This window comes from Streptomyces sp. NPDC001156 (assembly GCF_053598275.1).
On the sequence record NZ_JBSFJX010000548.1, the window covers coordinates 1 to 1,278 of the forward strand.

The window sequence follows — 1,278 nt, forward strand, 5'->3', positions numbered from 1 at the left end:
AAACGGCCAACACACAGGCTCAACCCCAGGCTGAACACCAAGATCCACCCTGCCCCGCCGCCGAGTCCCGTGCCACGTAAGTTCCTGGCATTGGGATTCTCACCCCTCGGCCCTCACAGATCCGTACGTGACGATCTCTCGTCATACGGCTCTTGTCGTTCTAGTCACCAGACGCGGGGGGCATGGGTGGTCCAGACCCAGTGGGCGAAGAACCGGGGTCGCTGTGCGACGGCCTGGTTCCACGCCGTTTGGGCTTTCTTCCTGCCCTGCAGCCGTTTGAACTTCTTGCGCATCCACCGCATCACGTAGGCGTTGACGCGTTCCAGGAGGGGATACAGGGCCGACTGGTAGAAGGCCCCGTAGTACGCCATCCACCCGCGAATGATCGGGTTGATGAACCGTGCGAGATCCGCTTCGGTCAGGCTGGTGCGGTGGTGCAGCCGCCAGGACCGCACCTCAGAACTGATCCTGCGCAGAGCTTCCCCGCTGATGGCGGGGAGGAACGACCGGAACATCTGGCCGTCCTTGCGCACCGCGGAGCGGGTGCGGAAGGTGAACCCCAGGAAGGTGAACTCGGGTGCAGGTGCGCCGCCCGCGTGCGGGACACCCCGGCCGCAAAGCGTTCGTCTCCGGCAAGAAGAAGCAGAACACCATCAAGACCACCACCTTCAGCGACCACCAGGGCCGCACCCTCTTTTCCGGCGTCGTCCGGCCCGGCCGTATGCATGACCAGACCGCCGTGCGGACCGAGGGCATCGCGGAACAGTTCCACCAACACCCGACGGTGAAAGCCGAGGTCGACGAGGGCTACCGCGGCCTGGCCAACGAGTTTCCCGACCAGGTCAGTGCCCCGCCGAAGAAGCCGAAGGACGACGCCTGCGAGGGCGACAAGCGTGCCTGGCGCGAGCAGCGACGCCGTCAGTCCTCACGGCGCATTCACGTGGAGCACACCAACGCCGAGTACAAACAGTGGCGCCCGCTCCAGCGGTACACCGGCAAGCGCGAGACCTACCCCGAGACCCACCTGGCCATCGCCGGACTCGTCTCCGACCGCTCGGCCCGCAGGCCCACACGCCACCCGCGCAGCACCGAACTGGTGCCCGTACGCCAGCCGGCCTGCTGATCAACCACCAGCCGACCCGCCAGGCCAGCACGCCCTGATCTCAATTGCCCCCAAGGTCGTTACTCAGGTTGAACTCGTGATGTCCGAGTACCGGTGACGTTCCATGATCCCTGCGCTACGAGGGGTTCATGCGGTACGCGCAAGGGGGCGGCCTG

The 1,278-nt window shown here is 65.7% G+C and carries 2 protein-coding genes; one reads left to right on the forward strand and one right to left on the reverse strand.

Annotated features, from left to right (window positions below; all coding sequences use genetic code 11):
• Positions 1–164: 164 nt before the first annotated feature.
• Positions 165–515 (reverse strand): group II intron maturase-specific domain-containing protein, encoded by a 351-nt coding sequence (locus tag ACWDA7_RS53025; RefSeq protein WP_450615418.1) that lies wholly within the window; start codon positions 513–515, stop codon positions 165–167.
• Positions 516–577: 62 nt separating this feature from the next.
• Between ACWDA7_RS53025 and ACWDA7_RS53030 the strand changes: the two genes are divergently transcribed.
• Positions 578–1,123: a transposase family protein gene (locus ACWDA7_RS53030; RefSeq protein ID WP_450615420.1), complete on the forward strand. Its 546-nt coding sequence runs from the start codon at positions 578–580 to the stop codon at positions 1,121–1,123.
• The last annotated feature ends 155 nt before the right edge of the window (positions 1,124–1,278 follow it).

What these genes read in the sequence shown, in the direction of transcription:
- ACWDA7_RS53025 (WP_450615418.1), bottom strand. Translation starts at nt 515, where the DNA reads ATGTTCCGGTCGTTCCTCCCCGCCATCAGCGGGGAAGCTCTGCGCAGG.